The following is a 17,765-nucleotide window of genomic DNA, read 5'->3' on the forward strand; positions in this document are numbered from 1 at the left end:
TGCTCTTCCTCCGATGGCCCGTGCACCCTCGATGGGCAGAGGAACAGCGTACAATGTCACGTTGCGCCACTGACCCCCGCGGCCTCGAACAACGCGACCGCCACGGCAAGATCCTCCCAGGCCATGCCCACGCTCTTGAAGAGCTGTGGAGAACCCTGCGGCCCGCCGGGCGGCATCCGTCCGGCGACCAGGTCCGCGAGGGTGCCGGTGATGTGACCCGGCCCGATCGCCCCTTCCGCCTCCGGGACCAGGAGGTCCCCCGCCTCGCGCAGGGCGGCCGCGCGCGACTCCACGTACACCGCCGCCCGTCGCACGAGCGCGGTGTCCGTCTCCCGGGCCGTCGGCTCGTGGGAGCCGACGGCGACGACGGTGGCTCCCGGGCGGACCAGGCTCCCGTCGAAGAGGGGTTCGCGGGCGGTGGTGCAGCAGACGACCAGATCGGCGTCGGCCACGTCCTTCGCGGTACCCGTGCGGGCCTGCGGCAGCCCGAGCCGGCGGGCGTGCCCGGCCAGCCGCTCCGCACCCTCGGTGTTGCGGGCGACGACCACCACCTGGGCCAACTCCCTTACGGCGAGCACCGCTTCCAGGTGCCCGTACGCCTGCGGTCCGGAGCCGAAGAGCACCAGCCGCAGCGGCCGCCCGGACGGCGCCAGGTACCGCAGCGCCAGGGCCGAGACCGCCGGCGTGCGCAGGGCGGTGAGGGCCGCGCCGTCGAGCAGGGCGAGCGGGTTCAGCGTCGACCCGTCCAGCAGCAGGTAGGACCCGGTGATCCGGGGCAGCCCCCGGGCGGGGTTCCCGGGCGCCACCCCGGCGATCTTCACCCCGGCGTACGCGGCGGACACGGCGGGCATCAGCAGGAGTTCGCCCCCGCCGGGCACGGGGAGCGCCGTGCGCTGCGGGCACCCCTCCGGGTCCAGGCCGCCGAGCAGCGCGGCGGCCAGGGCGTCGGCGGCCGCGGCGGGGGTGAGGAGTCCCGCCACGTCCGCCGCGCCCAGCTGCGGAACGGCGCCCGCGCTCACAGGAGGAACCCCGTGCCCAGGGGGTCGTGCGGATCGACCGTGAAGACGTGCTCGCCCGTGCGGTAGGCGGTACCGGTGACCTCGGTGACCCCGCCCGGCAGCACGCGCCCGGTGAACACCGTGCCCGTGACCGATTCGTGCAGCAGGTCCTCCCCCGCCGCGAGCCGTCCGTCCTCCGCGAGCAGCGCGAGCCGCGTCGAGGTGCCGGAGCCGCAGGGCGAGCGGTCGATCTGCCCGTCGGCGAAGACGGTGACGTTGCGCTGGTGCGGCCCGAACGGGGTCTCGGGCAGCTCCTCGTGGAGGATCACCCCGTACACGCCGGACAGCAGGGGGCCGTCGGGGTGCCAGGTCGCGGGATGGGTGGCCAGCGCGGCCCGGATCTCGCGGCCCGCCCGTACCAGGTCGGGCAGTGCGGCCCGGGTGACCTCCAGGCCGAGGTCCCGGGCGCGGACGGAGGCGTAGCAGGCCCCGGCGTGCGCGATGTCCGCCTCGGTGAGCCCGAGGGTCGTGGCGACGGGCACCTTGCGGGCGCTCACCCGGGCCGGGACGTTGCGGAAGGTGACCCCGGTGGTGCGGCCGCCGGCCCGGTGCACGGTGGCGGTGACCCGACCGGACGGCACGTCGATGCGCACCGGGGCGTCCCCGTCGTCGGGGGCGGTGACCAGACCGGTGTCCACGGCCCACGCCCCGAGGGCCATCGTGCCGTGACCGCAGGCCGTGGACCAGCCGTCCTTGTGCCAGAACAGCACCCCGAAGTGGGCGCCGTCGTCGTCGGCCGGCACGACGAACCCGCCGTACATCCCGGCGTGCCCGCGCGGCTCCTGCACGAGCAGCCGACGTACGTCGTCCAGCGCGCCCCGGCGCGGAGCGGTCCCGGAGCCTCCCGGGCCGATGGCGGTGGCGCAGCGTTCGGCGACGGTGTCCCCGGGGACGGGGGGCATCCCCGCCGCGGAGGTGTCGACGATGCGGAAGGGCTCGCCTGCGGTGTGGTAGTCCACCGTGCGGACGGTGATCACAGGAGGAAGCCTCCGGGGAAGGGGTCGGTCGGGTCCAGGAAGTACTGCGCGGTTCCGGTGATCCAGGCCCGGCCGGTGACGGTGGGGACCACGGCGGGCAGGCCGCCGACGGTGGTCTCGCCGACGAGCCGACCGGTGAACTCCGTTCCGATGAAGGACTCGTTGACGAAGTCGGTGTCCAGGCCGAGCAGGCCCCGGGCGTGCAGCTGGGCCATGCGCGCGCTGGTGCCGGTCCCGCAGGGCGAGCGGTCGAACCAGCCGGGGTGGATGGCCATGGCGTGCCGGGAGCGGCGGGCGTCGGAGCCGGGGGCGGCGAGGTAGACGTGCTTGACCCCGGCGATGGAGGGGTTCTCGGGGTGGACGGGCCGGTCGTCGCCCGCGTTGATCGCGTCCATGACGGCGAGGCCGGCGGCGATCAGGTCGTCCTTGCGGGACCGGTCGAAGGGCAGCCCCAGGGCGTCGAGTTCGACGAAGGCGTAGAAGTTGCCGCCGTAGGCCAGGTCGTAGGTGATCGTGCCGAAGCCGGGCACCTCGGTCTTGAGGTCGAGCCCGACGCTGAAGGAGGGCACGTTGGTGAGGGTGACGGCGGTGGCCGCCCCGTCCTCGACGCGGACGTCGACGCTCACCAGTCCGGCCGGGGTGTCGAGCCGGACGGTGGTGACCGGCTCGACGACCGGCACCATGCCGGTCTCGACGAGGACGGTGGCGACCCCGATGGTGCCGTGCCCGCACATGGGGAGCAGGCCCGACACCTCGATGTACACGACGCCGTAGTCGGCGTCGGGGCGGGTGGGGGGCTGCAGGATCGCGCCGCTCATCGCGGAGTGCCCGCGCGGTTCGTACATGAGCAGGGTGCGGACGTGGTCCATGTGCTCGATGAAGTGGAGCCGCTTCTCGGCCATGGTGGCGCCGGGGATCACCCCGACGCCCCCGGTGATGACCCGGGTCGGCATGCCCTCGGTGTGCGAGTCGACCGCGTGGTAGATGTGACGCGTACGCATGGGTCCCCCCGGGTTGCTAGTTGAGGCCCTCGGCGAGGGCCTTCTCGGTGGCGGCGCGGACCGCGGCCTCGGTTTCCCCGGTCAGCGGGAAGCGCGGCGGGCGGGTGGTGCCGCCGGGGCGGCCGGCCAGGTCCATGGAGAGCTTGATGGCCTGGACGAACTCGGTCTTGGAGTCCCAGCGCAGCAGGGAGTGCAGGGACTTGTAGAGCGGCAGGGCGGTGTCGAGGTCGCCGGTGACGGCGGCCCGGTAGAGGGCGGCGCAGGAGTTCGGGAGGGCGTTGGGGTAGCCGGCGATCCAGCCGACCGCGCCGGCGAGGGCGAGTTCGAGCAGGACGTCGTCGGCGCCGATGAGCAGGTCGAGGCCCGGGGCGAGTTCGGCGATCTCGTAGGCGCGGCGCACGTCGCCGCTGAACTCCTTGACGGCGACGATGGAGCCGTCGGCGTACAGCCGGGCGAGCACGTCCGGGGTCAGGTCGACCTTGGTGTCGTGCGGGTTGTTGTACGCGACGACGGGCAGTCCGGCGCCTGCGACCTCGGCGTAGTGGGCGCGCACGGTCGCCTCGTCGGCGCGGAAGGCGTTGGGCGGCAGGAGCAGTACGGATCCGGCCCCGGCCTCCGCGGCCTGGTCGGCCCAGCGGCGGGCTTCGGCGCTGCCGTAGGCGGCGACGCCGGGCATGACGCGGGCGCCGTCGCCGGCGGCCTCGACCGCGGTGCGGACGACGCGGGCGCGCTCCTCGTCGTCAAGGGTCTGGTACTCGCCGAGGGAGCCGTTGGGGACCACGCCGTCGCAGCCGTTGGCGATCAGCCAGGCCACGTGTTCGGCGTAGGCGTCGTAGTCGACGCTGAGGTCCTCGCGCAGGGGCAGCGCGGTGGCGACCATGATTCCGTGCCAGGGACGGGTGCGGGGCGGGATGGACGCATTGGTGTGCGCGTGGGTCATGGGTGAGCTCCCTAGAGTGGTGTGTGACATTTTACTAGCGGGCGTGAGGCGGCCACAAGGCCCCGGAGCGGCCGGATCAGCCGTCGGTGGCGGGAAGTTCGGCGAGGTGGCGCAGCGGGACCGGGCAGGAGAAGGGGCGCCGGTCGGGGGCGGGTTCCTCCCCGGCCAGGGCGGCGACGGCGGGCCCGCACATGCGGCCCTGGCACCAGCCCATGCCGGCCCGGGTGAGGAGTTTGACCGTACGGGCGTCCCGCGCGCCGAGCTCGTCCGCGGCCTCCCGGATCCGGCCGGCCGGAACCTCCTCGCAGCGGCACACGACGGCGTCGTCGGGGAGCCAGCCGGTCCAGGCACTGCCCGGGCGGTGGGCGGCGGCCATCGCGTCGGCGAAGGCGCGCAGCCGGGCGCGGGCGCGGACGAGGCGGCGGGGGGCGGGTCGGCCGGAGGCCGCGATGGAGTGGGCGGCCAGTTCGCCTTCCAGCAGGGCGAGCCCGGCTCCGCCGATGCCGCCGGTCTCGCCGGCGGACCAGATCCCGGTGACGGAGGTCCGCTGTTCGGCGTCCAGGTCGAGGGCGACCGTGCCGTCGGGGCCGCGGCGGGTGGCGCAGCCGAGTCCGGTGGCGAGTTCCAACTGGGGGACGAGCCCGTGGCCCACGGCGAGGGCGTCGCACGGGATGCGGCGGGCCGTGCCGGGCAGCGGACGCCAGTCCCGGTCGAGCCGGGCCACGGTGACGGCCTCGACCCGGTCGGTGCCGTGCGCCTCGGTCACCGCGTGCCGGGTGAGGAGGCGCACGTGGTGCCGGGCGAGGGCCCCGCCGAAGGTCGCGGCCTCGGCGAGCTTGCCGGGGTTGCGCAGCAGGGCGGGGAGCCGGCCCGCGTACGCGGTGTACGCGCCGGCCTCCACCACGGCGGGGACGGTGGCTCCGGCGGCGCAGAGCGACCCGGCCACGGCGAGCAGCAGCGGGCCGCTGCCGGCGACGACCACCCGCTTGCCGGGGAGCACGAGTCCGGCCTTGAGCATGGCCTGGGCGCCGCCGGCCCCGACGACCCCGGGGAGGGTCCAGCCGGGGAAGGGCAGTTGGCGCTCGTAGGCGCCGGTGGCGAGGAGCACGGCGGCGGCCCGTACGCCCGCGGCGCGCTCCTCGGGACCGGCCACCGCGTGCAGGGTCCACTCCCCCGCACCCTTGTCCGCACCCGGGACGACGGTCCACACGTGATGCTGCGGGAGGTACGTGATCCGCCCGGCCGCGACGTGGGCGCGCAGGGCGGCGTCAAGGCGGGCGAAGGCGGTCCAGCCGTGGTGCAGGGCCTCGGGGCGGGCGGCGCCGAGCCCGGGCGCGGGGTGGCGGTAGTACTGACCCCCGGGCAGCTCCCCCGCGTCGAGCAGCGCGACCCGCAGGCCGAGGTCCGCGGCGGTGACGGCAGCCGCGAGCCCGGCGGGCCCGGCCCCGACGACGGCGAGGTCGGCGCTGGTCCAGGAGCCGGGTGCGTCCGCACGGTCAGCGCCCGCGGTGCCGGCCGGGTCCGCGGCGTCAGCCCGGGGTGCGGAGGGCTCGGGGTCAGACGGCGTGGTCGGCATGGCCGGTTCCCTCCTGGGTGGTGACGGTGTCGCCCGCTCGGGCGGGGATCAGGCAGGCGCGTTGGTTCGGGCGGCCGTTGACGGTGACGAGGCAGTCGTAGCAGCTGCCGATCCCGCAGAACGCGCCGCGCGGGGCGCCGGTCTCACGCGTGGTCCGCCAGGCGAGGATCCCGGCGGCCCACAACACGGCGGCGATGGACTGCCCCTCCTGCGCGGGGAGTTCCCTGCCGTCGAAGCCGATGGTGTAGGCGGCCGAAGGGGTGCCGCCGACCAGTGAGCGGGGGCTGCGCATCAGGGGGTCCTCCTCGGGGCGGTGTCCCGTGCCGGGGGCTCGGCAGGGTGGGGCGTTCCCCCTGACCGGGGGAAATGCAGCCCCTCCGGCGCTCGAGGAGCGGGGTCCGGGGCGGCGCCCCGGGTCTGTTCGGCCCGTCCAGGGGGCACCTCCCAGCGGTGACCGGGGGAGTTCGAGGACCGGGTCCGGGCACATCCCGGTTTCGGGAAGGGGCGGGGTGGGGGAACGGCCCCGCGCAGCGGCACCCATCCGGCCCGGGTCACGTGAACCGCTCCGGGCGGAAGGGGGTGAGCGGGAGCGCGGGATCGGCCCCGGTGAGGGCGGCCGCGAGCAGGAGCCCGGTCGCCGGCGCCAGCCCGATGCCCGCACCCTCGTGCCCGCACGCGTGCAACAATCCCGGCCGGCGCGGATCCGGCCCGATCGCCGGGAGGTGGTCGGGGAGGTAGGGCCGGAAGCCGTGGTAGGTGCGCAGGACGCGTACGTCCGCCAGGACCGGGAAGAGGGCCGCCGCCTGGGAGGCGAGGCGGCGCAGGGCCTCCGGGGAGAGCGAGCGGTCGAAGCCGACGCGTTCGCGGGTGGCGCCGATCAGGACCGGGCCGGAGGGGGTGCCCTCCACCACGGCGGAGGACTGGAGCGCGGCGGAGCCGCTGGCCACGTCCGCGATGTAGTCGGCGGCGTAGACCTTGTGCCGGACCACCCTCGGCAGCGGTTCGGTCACCAGGACGAAGCCGCGGCGCGGGAGGACCGGCAGCTCCACCCCGGCGAGTTCGGCGATGCGGCCGCCCCAGGTCCCGGCCGCGTTGACGACGGCGGGGGCGATCAGGTCGCGGCGCGGGGTGCGGACGCCCCGTACCGCGCCCGCGGCGTCCAGCAGGACCTCCGTCACCTCCTCCCCGAGGTGGAGCTCGGCTCCGGAGGCGGCGAGCAGGCGGGCCGCCGCCTGGGCCGGCTGGACCTGCGCGTCCTGGGGGTAGTGGAAGCCGCCCGCGAGGCCGGGGGCGAGGTGGGGTTCCAGGTCGTGGAGGGCGTCCGCCGGCACCTCGGTCGCCAGGGCGCCCGCCTTGCGCTGCCCTTCGGCGAAGGCGCGCAGGGCGTCCACCGCGGCCGGGGTCGAGGCGACGACGAGGCCGCCCTTGGGCTCGTACTCGGTCTCCCGGGGGAGTTCGGCCGCGAGTTCGCGCCACAGGCGGGTGGACAGCAGGGCCAGGTCGAGCTCCGGGCCGGCCTCCTTGTCGGAGACGAGCAGGTTGCCCTCGCCGGCGCCGGTCGTACCGCCCGCGACGGGGCCGCGGTCGACGACCGCCACGGAGAGTCCGGCGCGGGCCGCGTAGTAGGCACAGGCCGCTCCGACGACGCCGGCGCCGATGATGACGGCGTCCAGGGAGTGTCTCTTGAGCACGACAGTAATATGTCACATTCTTCAGTGGCTGCCCAGGCCGGTCCCGCACCCACTTCGGGTGCGGGACCGGACCGGACGGGCCGGTGCGGATCAGCTGCGGAGCGGGCCCTCGCAGCTGTAACTCGACGTGCCCGCGACCTTGTTGCTCCAGATCTCCAGCGGACCGAAGGAGCAGTTCATGTCGGCGAGGTTGTTGGAGGCCGCGCCCGCGCGGTCGAGGATGAAGTAGTCGACCGTCTCGGACATGTCCTTGAAGTTCTGGTCGTCGCTGCGCCAGTTCTTCAGGTTCGCGGTGATGCGCCCGGTACAGGTGAAGCGGCGCTTGCCGGGGTCCCCGTTCTCCACGCAGTCCGGGGTGTTGTAGGTGGCCGTGGCGAAGGACGACTTCACGTCGGCGAGCGCCGAGTCGCGCAGCTGCCCGTTGGGGGTGAAGACGGTGTTCGGCACGTAGAGCTGGTCGACCTTGGCGATCTGCGCGTCCAGGAAGCGGTCGTAGTCGCGCTGGAGGTAGGTGTCCGCGCCCATCCGGTGGCGCCAGGCGTCGTACGCCGCCACGTCGTTGTTCCGCATGTACGTGTACATCTCGCGCAGCAGCGAGGGCTTCTCGGTCCAGAGGAACTCGAAGAACGTGCCCGCGTAGTTGTAGAAGCGGAAGCCGTCGCCGTCGTAGGTGGCGTGCAGGAGCTGGTCGACGCTCATGCGCGGGCCGCCGCCGGCGGTGTCGTTGATGATGCCCCGGACCAGGGACTTGCGGACGGCGATGCCGTTGTCGCGGGTGGAGCCGTCGAAGAACTCGGCCGTGCCCTCGTCCATCGCGGTCGTGCGGTCGCCCTGGTACCAGTCGCCCTGGCCGAAGGTGCCGGGGACGGCGAAGCGGCCGTTGAGGTAGTGCGTGTACTCGTGGCGGAAGAGCTCTTCCAGGGTGAGGGAGGAGTCCTGCGGGACGCGGCGCTGGTACGTGTAGAAGGTGGCGCCGTTCTCGATGTAGATGCCGCCGTTGTTGGTGCCGTAGCCCGTCAGGATCGGGTGGTAGTTCTCGTAGTCCGCGCGGGAGGCGTAGAGGACGATGTTCAGCGTGCTGTTGGCGTCTCCGGCGAGCGGCTGGTCGGTGCCCAGGACCCGGTGGAACTGCGTCTTGACCTGCTTGCTCGCGTAGTAGAGCTGGTCGACGGTGGCCCGGTCGAGGGCGGTGCGGACCTTGATGGCGCCGTTGTCGTAGGTGTAGGTGTTCGGGAAGAGCTGCTTCTCGATGTCCTCCTTGCAGACCCCGTACGGCTTGCACGCGTTGTAGAAGTTGAGCCACGAGACGACCTTGGCCCAGGGCTCGGTGCCCAGGCCGCTCTTCACCGGCTCCAGCATCGCGCCGAGGTCGGCGACGACCTGCTCCTGCAGACCCGCGACCTGACCGAACCGGCCGTACTCGCCCAGGGCGTCGCGCGCCACCCAGGCGTTGCCCGTGCCCTTGAGGTGGGTGTAGGTCGAGAAGGCCTTGAAGACGGCCCGGTAGGCGGGGTCGGCGGCGACGGCGGCGTGGAAGGCGGCGTCCTGGTTGCCCGGGTAGACGCCGAGGTAGTTGACGGAGAGGGCCGCGAGGGCGGCGCCCGCCCAGCCGGCGTCGAGGTTGGTGGCCGGGTGGGCCGGGTCCATGGTGGCCAGGACCTTCTTGATGAGGCCGAGCTGGTGCTGACGCAGGCCCGGCGCACTGCCCGCGTAGAGGGCCTCGCGCAGGGTGCGGGCGTTGGAGGCGGTGACGTCGAAGGTGCGGGCGGCGCCCGCGAAGTCGGCGATGGCCCGGCGCATCGCGTCCACGGTCGGGGCGTCGGTGACGTCGATCTCGGAGCGCGAGTAGTCGTGGTAGGCGACCGCGTGCAGGTAGGTGAACATCTCCTCCAGGTGGGAGGAATTGCGGCCGTCGTGCGCGGCGGCCAGGGCGGATATTCGCCGGGATACGGCCTGGACGTGGGCGTCCGACATCACCGGGGCCAGGCGGGCGTCCCAGGTCCAGATGAGCCCGCGCAGGCATCCGTCGGCGAGCACGGCCTGGTCGGCGAGGAAGTCGGCGAACTGCTCCGGGCCGAGGCCCTTGATCCCGTCGAGGGTGCAGGGGACGCCCGCGGCGACGCTCTTGGCGGTGGGGGCCGCCTGCGCGGCACCCTTGCCGCTCTTCTCGACGCGTTCGGAGGACGCGGTGGCGGCCGGGGCGGCGGTGGCGGCCCCGGGGACCTTCCCCGCGAGGTCCTTCCCCGCGAGGTCCTTCCCGCCGGGGGCCGGGGCGTCGGCCGGGGTCTCGGCCTTCGCGTCGGCGACCCGGTCGACCTCGTCGAACGGGTTCGCGGCCGGGGCCCCGCCGGAGAAGGTGCCGGCCGCCGGGCTGCCCGCGGCGGCCGGGGCCCCGCGGTCCGCGGCCTGGGTCACGGCCTGGCCGGCGGAGGCGAGGAGGGTGACCGTCACGGCGGAGGCGAGCAGGGTCGAACGCACGGTTTTGTGCTTGAACACCGAGGACTCCTGTGGAGAGAAGTGGGGGGTGGTGCGTGGGGGGTGGTGCGTGGAATGCCCGGGCCAACTGCCCCGGGTCACACGGCGTTTGACGGGGATTAACGTGCCGCGGTGTGAGCTGTAACATAGTAATGTGAAATTGCACTGACAAGACCTGTGCGCCGATCAGTTCGAGTCTTCTTGCGGGAGCCCTTGTGGCCGACGCCCCCTCGCACCTCGACACGACCGGCCACGACCCGTCCGTTTACCCCGAGTTGTCCCGGTTCACGGCGGGCGAGCGGCTGATCGTCCCCGCCGGGCAGCCGAGGGTCCGCTCGAACGACTGCGACCACGACTTCCGCGGGCCTCGCCTGAGGCGGGTCACACGCGGTCCCTCCCGTTCACTCCTTCGAGCGGAACTCCCGTTCGGCATCCGAAAAGTCGTGGCGCACGACTGGCACGATGCGTGAGCAAATGAGCCCTTTGCTCTGCACCCGTGCCTGTTCCGGTGCATCGAGCGGGGTTTCGCGTGCACGTGGGAGGCAGAATGCCGAATTCCACCCGCCGGTCCGCCCGACGGTCCGCCCGATCACCCGTCCGACAACGCCTGGCCGCGGTCGCCGCGACGCTCGGCCTGCTGCTACCCGGCCTGTGGTTGGCACCCGGGCTGCCGGGGCCCGCGCATGCCGCCGATCCTCCGCAGGTGTCCTTCGACGTCACCGTCAGCCTGGACTGGTTCGAGCGCTTCGAGGTCCCCGACGACGGCATCGACGAGGAGGGCGAGTTCTTTCCCGAGGTGAGGATCGCGGACCACGGGCTGCTGCACGGCCGGATCGTCTCCGACGACGCCTTCCACGCCGGCACCATTCCCAATCCGTGGGTCTTCACCGAGCGGGTCACCCTGGCCGAGGGTCAGACCACGTTCCCCGTCGGGATCCAGATCAAGGACGACGACGGCGGCACCAACTTCGCGGGTGACCGGATGGACATCAGCCCGCAGAACCAGGACATCGACCTCAACCTCACCTACAACGCGCTCAACGACACCTGGAGCGGCGACTCGCTCGCGTACGGGTTCGTCCCTCCGGACCCGCCGTGCTACGACCGCCAGGGGAACCCGCAGGGCCAGGTCTGCTTCGTCGGGGACGGCGACCCCAACTTCCCCAACGCCGGAGACGGCAAGCGTGCCGCGGTGGGCGTGACCATCACCACCAGCCGTCACAGCGACGCCGACGAGGACGGCATCGCCGACCGGTACGAGCGCTTCGGCGTGCGCAACCCGGACAACTCGATGGCCGTCAACCTGCCGGCCCTCCAGGCGGACCCGCTGCACAAGGACATCTTCGTCGAACTGGACTACTCGGCGGGATCGCAGCCGTCCCACGAGGCGATCCAGGCGGTCGAGCACGCCTTCGCGGTGTCCCCGCTGCCCAACCCGGACGGCGCGAACGGCGTCACGCTGCACGTCGACTCCGGCGGCCTGCACGACAAGACCGCCATGGAAGGCGCACCGGAAGGCACCTGCACCGACGGACTGGACAACGACGGCGTGAACGGCCTGGACGGCTCCGATCCGGACTGCAACGACCGCGAACTGGGCGTCGAGGACTTCAAGGCCACCTGCGACAACGGCATCGACGACGACGGCGACGGCAGGCCGGACGCCCAGGACCCGGACTGCGTCGTCGGCGACGACCTGGGGGGCGGCAACCCGATCGCGTTCCCGCTGGCGAACTGCAATTTCGACGCGCAGTACTTCGACACGAAGGCGCGCAATCATCAGCTGCTGCGCCGGAAGGTGTTCAACTACGTCCTCTACACCACCCAGGCCGCCGGCTGTAACAGCGGTGGCTACGGCGGCGGGACCGACATCATCCTCTACCGGACCGACCCCGGTTCGCTCATGCACGAACTGGGCCACAACCTCGGGCTGGACCACGCGGGCGGGGCGGCGAAGCCCAACTGCAAGCCCAACTACGTGAGCAACATGAACTACAACCTCCAGGACGGCATCCCCCGAACCGGCGGAGGGACGATCGTCGACTTCTCACCCGCCCGCATCACGGTGGACGCCAAGCCGAGGGACGACATCCAGGGCCGGTCCGCGGCGGTGCTCGCCCCACTGGTGGAGAACGATCTCCGCGAGGGCCGGGTGCTCGAACCGAACGACAGCTTCAACAACTTCGTCTTCTCCGACGGCGCCGGGGTCATGCGCACCGTCCCGCTGAACGAGAACCCTGACTGGAACGGCGACAACCCAATGGGCTTCGGCGACGACGGAGACGCGAAGCAGATCGTCAACATCGACGACGCGGGTCCGGCCGACTGCGAGAACGCCTCGACGGACGAGACCCTCACCGGCCACGACGACTGGGCCGCTGTCCAGGCCTACATGCCGAACCGCTTCCCGAGGGCGGGCGGCGCACCTCCCGTGAGCGAGGACCCGCCCCTGCCCACCGCGGAGGAGTCCGCGCGCATCCGGGCGCTCCGCAACACCACCGACCTCACCGTCACCATGGCCGACGCGCCGGATCCGGTCGCCGCCGGTGAGCGCCTGACCTGGACGGTCGGCGTGTCCAACCGCGGCCCCAACTCGTCCACGTCCACCCAGATCACCACCAAGCTGCCCGCGGACGTCACCAACCCGTCCGCGACGGGCCCCTGCGTGATCTCCGGCAGCACCGTCACCTGCAACCTGAGCGAGGTACGGCAGGGGGCGAGCAGGCAGTACAGCATCAGCGCCCAAGTCCCGGCGGACCTGGTCTACCGCAACGGCGGGCCGAAGACGATCACCGCAACCTCGACGGTGGCCAACCTCGCGGGTCCGGACTCCGCCGCGGCCGACAACACCGCCTCCGCGGACACGAGGGTCATCGCCAAGGCCGACGTGAGCATCACCGGGACCCGAGCCACCAGCCCGCTGGAGGTGCTCATCGGCGAGCCCGGCTCGGCCTCGCTGGAGGTGACCGCCGCCAACGCCGGGCCGTCCACCCCGATCGACACCCGGCTGACCACCACGGCCACCGCGGACGCGGGCGTGACCGTCACCCCGGCGACCGCGACCGTCCAGCAGACGGCACTGAGCGCGGGCACGCCGCAGAAGGCCACCTACACCGCGCGAGTGGCGTGCACGTCACCCGGTCTCAAGCGGGTACGGCTCGACTCCACGCTGGCATTGAAGAACGCCGAGGACGTCGATCCGAACCCGGCGAACAACACCGCTTCCACCTCGTTCCAGATCGACTGCGTGGTGCCGATCGCGATCAACGTAAGGCCCGGCGGCTTCCCGAACTCCATCAACCTCAACACCGACGCCACACTTGCCGCGCTGACCACCAAGGCCGGCGAGTACGACCTTCCGCTGCCCTTCAGCGCGACGGCCATCGACGTGGCGCAGACCTACTGGGGCCTGCGGGAGCGGCTGTTCAACACCGCCACCCCCGCCGGAGCCAGGGAGACGCACGGCATCGGTCACCCCACTGACTCCTACGAGTTGGACGAGCGCACCCGCGACCGCGACACCGACCTCGTGATGCACTTCAAGCCGAGCGCGTCGGGGCTCACCCTCGGCTCGACCCGCGCCTGCCTGAAGGGCAAGTACCGGGCCGCCCCCGGCGGGCCGGTGTACACCTTCCTGGGCTGCGATTCCGTCAGGGTCGTCAACTGACGGAGGGCCGAACGCAAGGCCCCGCCGGTCAGGCCGGCGGGGCCTTCGTGCGGGGCCGGCGGGCTACGGGAGGACCGCGAAGCCGTCGAGTTCGACCAGGGCCTGTTCGTCCCACAGGCGGACCGCGCCGATCACCGCCATCGCGGGATAGTCCCGGCCCGCCAACCGACGCCAGATCCGACCGAGTTCGGCCGCGTGCTCGCGGTACGCCGCCACGTCCACGGCGTACACCGTCACCCTGGCCAGGTCCGCCGGGGAGCCGCCCGCCGCGGCCAGGGCCGTCAGGAGGTTGGCCAGTGCCACCTCGAACTGCTCGACCAGGCCCTCCCCCACCACCTTGCCGGCCCCGTCCAGCGCGGTCTGGCCGGCCAGGAACACCAGCCGTGAGCCGGTCGCCACCACCGCGTGGGAGAAGCCCGTCGCCGGCGAGAGCTCCGCCGGGTTGATCCGCTCCGGGTTGATCCGCTCCGGGCTCATCCGGCCGCCACCGTCCGGTAGAGCTCCTTCGCGATGATCGAACGCTGCACTTCGCTCGCCCCCTCGTAGATCCTCGGCGCCCGCACCTCCCGGTAGAGGTGTTCGAGCAGGTGCCCCCGCTGGAGCGCGACCGCGCCGTGCAGTTGGACCGCGTGGTCCACGACGTACTGGGCCGTCTCCGTGGCCAGCAGCTTCGCCATCGCCGCCCGGCGCGGCACGTCGCCCGCTCCCCCGTCGTGCGCCCCGGCGGCCGCGTACACCAGCAGCCGGGCCGCCTCCGTGCGGGTGGCCATCTCCGCCACCCGGTGCGCGACCGCCTGGAGGTCGCTCAGGGTGCCGCCGAAGGCGGTGCGGCCCGCCGTGTGGGCGAGGGTGGCGTCCAGCGCCGCCCGGGCCATGCCCACCGCGAAGGCGCCGACGCTGGGCCGGAAGAGGTTCAGAGTGTCCATCGCCACGCGGAAGCCCCGGCCCGGTTCGCCGAGGAGGTCCTCCGGGCCGACCGGGACCCCGTCGAAGGCGAGGGCGCCGATGGGGTGCGGGGAGAGCATGTCCAGGGCCTCGCCGGAGAGTCCGGGCCGGTCGGCGGGGACCAGGAAGGCGGAGACCCCCTTGGCCCCCGGCCCCTCACCCGTTCGGGCGAAGACGGTGTAGAAATCGGCCTCCGGGGCGTTGGAGATCCAGCGTTTCTCGCCGCTCAACACCCAGCCGCCCCCGGAGACCGGCGCCGCCGCCAGTTCCAGCGCCGCGGCGTCCGAGCCCGCACCGGGCTCGCTCAGCGCGAAGGCGGCCACCGTCCGGCCTGCGCGCACCCGCGGCAGCCACCGCTCCCGCTGTTCGTCGCCGCCCGCCCGCAGGACGGGGTAGGCACCCAGCCCCTGGAGGGCGAGCGCCGTCTCGGCCTCCGTGCAACCGTAGGCGAGCGACTCCCGGAGCAGGCACAGCTCCAGCGCCCCGGCCGTGAACACCCGTTCCAGCAGGCCCAGCTCCCCCAGCGCGGCCAGCAGCGGCCGGTTGACCCGCCCCGGCTCCCCCTTCTCGGCCAGCGGCCGCAGCCGGTCGGTCGACAGTGCGCGCAACCGCCCGCACCACTCCTCCTGGTCCGCCCCGAGCGCGAATCCGTTCATCCGAACATCCCCGCTTCTATCGCGTCCTGTTGACTGCCGTCACCATCACGATACGCTCGTGGAGGTGACCGCACGGCCCGCTCCACCCCACCCGGGACCGTCACAGGGGGGCGAACCCGCCTTGGACCTGAAGCCTTCCGCTCACACCGACACTTTTGCCCGCGACCATCTGCCACCCGCGGACGCGTGGCCGGAACTCCTCTTCGAGCTGCCCGAACTGGCCTACCCGGACCGCCTCAACTGCGGGGCCGAGCTGCTCGACGGCACCATCGCCCGGTTCGGACCCGAGGGTCCCCGCCGGCCGGCCTTCCGCAGCGGTTCGGGTGAGGTGTGGACGTACGGGGAGCTGCGGGGGCGGGTCGACCGGATCGCGCACGTGCTCACCGCCGACCTCGGCGTCGTCCCCGGCAACCGGGTGCTGCTGCGGGGGCCCACCGGCCCCTGGCTCGCCGCCTGCTGGCTGGCGGTGATGAAGGCGGGCGCGGTGGCCGTGACCGTACTGCCCCAGCAGCGCGCGCAGGAGCTGGCCACGGTCTGCTCGATGGCCCGGGTGCAGTACGCGCTGTGCCACGCGGGCGTACTGGACGACCTGGTCAAGGCGGAGGTGCCGGGGCTGCGGATCACCCCGTACGGGGGCGGGACCGAGGACGACCTGCTCCGGCTGGCCGAGAGACACGCGGAGCCCTTCGAGGCCGCTCCCACCTCGGCCGACGACGTGGCCCTGATCGCCTTCACCTCCGGCACCACGGGCCGGCCCAAGGGCTGCATGCACTTCCACCGCGACCTGCTCGCCGTGGCCGACACCTTCTCGCGGAGCGTGCTGCGCCCGCGCCCCGACGACGTCTTCGCGGGCAGCCCGCCCCTCGGTTTCACCTTCGGCCTCGGCGGGCTGGTCGTCTTTCCGCTGCGGGCCGGCGCCTCGGCGCTGCTGCTGGAGGACGCGGTGCCGCGCCGGCTGCTGCCCGCCCTCGCCGAGCACCGGGTGACGGTGCTGTTCACGGCGCCCACGGCCTACCGGGCGATGCTGGACGCGCTGGGCCCGTACCACGTGGGCATGTACGACCTCTCCGCGCTGCGGCGCTGCGTCTCAGCCGGGGAGAACCTGCCCGCCGCCACCTGGCGGGCCTGGTACGAGCGCACGGGCCTGCGGATCATCAACGGCATCGGGGCGACGGAGCTGCTGCACATCTTCATCTCGGCCGCCGACGGCGACATCCGGCCCGGCACCACGGGCCGGGTGGTGCCGGGCTGGCAGGCGCGCGTGGTGGACGAGGCCGGGATGCCCGTCGCCGACGAGGAGCCGGGGCTGCTGGCCGTACGCGGCCCGGTGGGCTGCCGCTACCTGGCCGACCCCCGCCAGGCGGAGTACGTGCGGAACGGCTGGAACCTGACCGGGGACACCTACGTGCGCGACGCGGACGGCTACTTCCGCTACGTCGCCCGCGCCGACGACATGATCATCTCGTCGGGTTACAACATCGCCGGCCCCGAGGTGGAGGAGGCCCTGCTGCGCCACCCGGACGTGGCCGAGGCCGCCGTGGTGGGCCGCCCGGACGAGCGACGCGGCCAGATCGTGGTGGCGTACACCGTGGCCCGGCAGGGCGCGACGCTGACCGAGGAGGCGCTGCGCGCCTTCATGCGGGCCGAGCTGGCCCCGCACAAATGCCCGCGCGCCTTCGTCTTCCTCTCCGAGCTCCCCCGCACCGGGACCGGCAAGCTGCAACGCTTCCGGCTGCGCGATCTAGCATGAACCCGTGGTCGAGCAGCACACCCCGCGATCTCTGATCGTCACGTTCTACGGCGCCTACGGGCGGGCCTTCGAGGGGCCGGTCCCGGTGTCCGCGCTGATCCGCCTGCTGGGCGCGGCCGGCGTGGACGCCCCGTCGGTCCGCTCGTCGGTGTCCCGGCTGAAGCGGCGCGGCTTCCTGCTGCCCGAGCGCGCGGCGGACGGCTCGGCCGCGTACGTGCTCTCCGACGAGGCGCAGCAGCTGCTGGACGACGGTGACCGGCGCATCTACGGCGACCCGGAGCCCTCCGACGAGTGGCTGGTGGCCGTGTTCTCCGTGCCGGAGCAGGAGCGGAGCAAGCGGCACCTGCTGCGCTCACGGCTGGCCCGGCTGGGTTTCGGATCGGTGGCGCCGGGCGTGTGGATCGCCCCGGCCCGGCTCGCGGAGGAGACCGCGCACACGCTGGAGCGGCTGCGGCTGACGCCGTACGTGGAGCTGTTCCGCGGCGCCCACCTCGGTTTCGCGCCGACCGCGGAGGCGGTGGCCCGCTGGTGGGACCTGGCGGCCCTGGCCAAGCAGCACGAGGAGTTCCTGGACCGGCACGGACCCGCCCTGCGCGCCCTCCGGTCGGGCCCGGAGCCGACCCCGGAGGAGGCCTACCGCGGCTACCTGTTGGCCCTGGACAGCTGGCGCCGGCTCCCGTACGCCGACCCGGGCCTGCCCCGCGACCTGCTTCCGGCGGACTGGCCGGGCGACCGCGCCGCGGCCGTCTTCGCCGAACTGCACGCACGGCTGTGGGACCGGGGCACGCTGTTCGCACAACGGTGAGGCGGTCCGCGCAACCATGAGGGGCCGGGGACCGTCGAGCGGGCTGGGCGCGGTCCTGGTCGTGCCGACGGGTCCGACGGGTCCGACGGGTCCGACGGGTCCGACGGTGCTGTACTTCGTCGTGCGCGGCGCCCTCGACGGGTATCGGGAACCCGGAGAGGTGCGGCCCGGGCAACGTGCCGCCGTGGTGGCCGGGGTGGCTGCCGGCGTGAGGTGGGCCGGGG

The 17,765-nt window shown here is 73.3% G+C and carries 13 protein-coding genes; 3 read left to right on the forward strand and 10 right to left on the reverse strand.

Annotated features, from left to right (window positions below; translation table 11 throughout):
* Nucleotides 1–56: 56 nt before the first annotated feature.
* The 8 genes from ACFYZL_RS24945 to ACFYZL_RS24980 all read right to left on the reverse strand — a co-directional run bounded on the left by ACFYZL_RS24945 (nt 57) and on the right by ACFYZL_RS24980 (nt 9,739).
* A complete protein-coding gene (locus ACFYZL_RS24945) occupies nt 57–1,019 on the reverse strand; it encodes an ornithine cyclodeaminase family protein (protein ID WP_384744104.1) in 963 nt (320 codons plus the stop codon).
* A complete protein-coding gene (locus tag ACFYZL_RS24950) occupies nt 1,016–2,035 on the reverse strand; it encodes a proline racemase family protein (RefSeq protein WP_388681751.1) in 1,020 nt (339 codons plus the stop codon). The genes ACFYZL_RS24945 and ACFYZL_RS24950 overlap by 4 nt, the downstream gene beginning before the upstream one ends.
* Nucleotides 2,032–3,036, reverse strand: coding sequence for a proline racemase family protein (locus ACFYZL_RS24955; RefSeq protein WP_384744106.1), 1,005 nt, complete (start codon nt 3,034–3,036; stop codon nt 2,032–2,034). The genes ACFYZL_RS24950 and ACFYZL_RS24955 overlap by 4 nt, the downstream gene beginning before the upstream one ends.
* 16 nt (nt 3,037–3,052) lie before the next feature.
* Nucleotides 3,053–3,976 carry a dihydrodipicolinate synthase family protein gene (locus ACFYZL_RS24960; protein ID WP_384744107.1) on the reverse strand — a complete coding sequence of 308 codons (924 nt, stop codon included), beginning with the start codon at nt 3,974–3,976 and terminating at the stop codon, nt 3,053–3,055.
* A 76-nt stretch (nt 3,977–4,052) separates the two neighbouring features.
* Nucleotides 4,053–5,552, reverse strand: a complete 1,500-nt coding sequence (locus ACFYZL_RS24965) for an NAD(P)/FAD-dependent oxidoreductase (protein WP_388681754.1) — start codon at nt 5,550–5,552, stop codon at nt 4,053–4,055.
* The gene (locus ACFYZL_RS24970) at nt 5,533–5,844 is read right to left on the reverse strand and encodes a (2Fe-2S)-binding protein (RefSeq protein ID WP_388681757.1); all 312 of its coding nucleotides are present in this window, start codon (nt 5,842–5,844) and stop codon (nt 5,533–5,535) included. Before ACFYZL_RS24970 ends, ACFYZL_RS24965 begins: the two co-directional genes overlap by 20 nt.
* Nucleotides 5,845–6,103: 259 nt before the next feature.
* Nucleotides 6,104–7,243, reverse strand: coding sequence for an NAD(P)/FAD-dependent oxidoreductase (locus tag ACFYZL_RS24975; protein ID WP_388681760.1), 1,140 nt, complete (start codon nt 7,241–7,243; stop codon nt 6,104–6,106).
* A gap of 90 nt (nt 7,244–7,333) precedes the next feature.
* A complete protein-coding gene (locus ACFYZL_RS24980) occupies nt 7,334–9,739 on the reverse strand; it encodes a collagenase (protein ID WP_388681763.1) in 2,406 nt (801 codons plus the stop codon).
* Nucleotides 9,740–10,265: 526 nt separating this feature from the next.
* On the opposite strand from ACFYZL_RS24980, the gene ACFYZL_RS24985 reads away from it, so the two are divergent.
* The gene (locus ACFYZL_RS24985; protein ID WP_388681766.1) at nt 10,266–13,385 is read left to right on the forward strand and encodes a hypothetical protein; all 3,120 of its coding nucleotides are present in this window, start codon (nt 10,266–10,268) and stop codon (nt 13,383–13,385) included.
* A gap of 63 nt (nt 13,386–13,448) precedes the next feature.
* Here ACFYZL_RS24985 and ACFYZL_RS24990 read toward each other — a convergent pair whose 3' ends face one another.
* Together ACFYZL_RS24990 and ACFYZL_RS24995 are read right to left on the reverse strand one after the other, a co-directional pair.
* Nucleotides 13,449–13,847 carry a RidA family protein gene (locus ACFYZL_RS24990; protein ID WP_384744166.1) on the reverse strand — a complete coding sequence of 133 codons (399 nt, stop codon included), beginning with the start codon at nt 13,845–13,847 and terminating at the stop codon, nt 13,449–13,451.
* Between the two features lie 11 nt (nt 13,848–13,858).
* Nucleotides 13,859–14,986: an acyl-CoA dehydrogenase family protein gene (locus ACFYZL_RS24995; RefSeq protein ID WP_388681769.1), complete on the reverse strand. Its 1,128-nt coding sequence runs from the start codon at nt 14,984–14,986 to the stop codon at nt 13,859–13,861.
* Nucleotides 14,987–15,107: 121 nt separating this feature from the next.
* On the opposite strand from ACFYZL_RS24995, the gene ACFYZL_RS25000 reads away from it, so the two are divergent.
* Together ACFYZL_RS25000 and ACFYZL_RS25005 are read left to right on the forward strand one after the other, a co-directional pair.
* On the forward strand, nt 15,108–16,736 hold the full coding sequence (locus ACFYZL_RS25000; RefSeq protein ID WP_384744118.1) for an AMP-binding protein: 1,629 nt from the start codon (nt 15,108–15,110) through the stop codon (nt 16,734–16,736).
* Nucleotides 16,737–16,740: 4 nt separating this feature from the next.
* Nucleotides 16,741–17,541 (forward strand): PaaX family transcriptional regulator C-terminal domain-containing protein, encoded by an 801-nt coding sequence (locus ACFYZL_RS25005; RefSeq protein WP_388681772.1) that lies wholly within the window; start codon nt 16,741–16,743, stop codon nt 17,539–17,541.
* The last annotated feature ends 224 nt before the right edge of the window (nt 17,542–17,765 follow it).

Source organism: Streptomyces sp. NPDC001717, from assembly GCF_042892775.1.
Lineage (GTDB): Bacteria > Actinomycetota > Actinomycetes > Streptomycetales > Streptomycetaceae > Streptomyces.

What these genes read in the sequence shown, in the direction of transcription:
- ACFYZL_RS24955 (WP_384744106.1), bottom strand. Translation starts at nt 3,036, where the DNA reads ATGCGTACGCGTCACATCTACCACGCGGTCGACTCGCACACCGAGGGC.
- ACFYZL_RS24960 (WP_384744107.1), bottom strand. Translation starts at nt 3,976, where the DNA reads ATGACCCACGCGCACACCAATGCGTCCATCCCGCCCCGCACCCGTCCC.
- ACFYZL_RS24965 (WP_388681754.1), bottom strand. Translation starts at nt 5,552, where the DNA reads ATGCCGACCACGCCGTCTGACCCCGAGCCCTCCGCACCCCGGGCTGAC.
- ACFYZL_RS24970 (WP_388681757.1), bottom strand. Translation starts at nt 5,844, where the DNA reads ATGCGCAGCCCCCGCTCACTGGTCGGCGGCACCCCTTCGGCCGCCTAC.
- ACFYZL_RS24985 (WP_388681766.1), top strand. Translation starts at nt 10,266, where the DNA reads ATGCCGAATTCCACCCGCCGGTCCGCCCGACGGTCCGCCCGATCACCC.
- ACFYZL_RS24995 (WP_388681769.1), bottom strand. Translation starts at nt 14,986, where the DNA reads ATGAACGGATTCGCGCTCGGGGCGGACCAGGAGGAGTGGTGCGGGCGG.